Below are 511 nucleotides of genomic sequence, written 5' to 3' on the forward strand. Positions count from 1 at the left end.
AACCAGATCGTTGTTGAATGGAAGTACGCCGAGTACTTCGCTTTGTGTAATCGGTCCTTCATTGATAGATTCGCGAATGCCGCCGCCATTTTGCAGGGCGATTACAGCATTAGTACCAGCTTTTTTGGCTGCAAAGAGCATACCATCGGCAATCAGGTTACCGAGATTGGTTTCCTTTGTGCGAACATTGTCACGAACGCCGTTTAGGACAACCTCTGAATTACCTACTACCTCATTGCCCAGTTCCTCAATACCCGGTTTATATTCGGTTTCCAAGATCAATTTGGCTTCAGGATCCTCTGCGATAACATAGTTAGCGCCATTCTTAGCATCGATGGAGATTAATTGGTCTTTCCAAGTAGTTAGTACGCCATCTTTGTTAAATTTAACTTCAAGTTTACCAAGGAATAGTCCTTTTTCACCGGTTTGTACAATAAGCTTCGGTGCTTTTGGATCGCTGTTATCTACAACGGCTTGATCCAGTTGTGTATGGCTGTGACCACCGACAATA

1 protein-coding gene is annotated in these 511 nt (G+C 43.8%); it reads right to left on the reverse strand.

The window, feature by feature from the left end; translation table 11 throughout:
• The coding region (locus CA600_RS30630; RefSeq protein WP_179281793.1) for a 5'-nucleotidase C-terminal domain-containing protein at nucleotides 1-511 on the reverse strand (511 nt) is incomplete at both ends.

This window comes from Paenibacillus sp. VTT E-133280 (genome assembly GCF_002264385.1).
In the GTDB taxonomy this organism is placed as follows: domain Bacteria; phylum Bacillota; class Bacilli; order Paenibacillales; family Paenibacillaceae; genus Paenibacillus_AQ; species Paenibacillus_AQ nitricinens.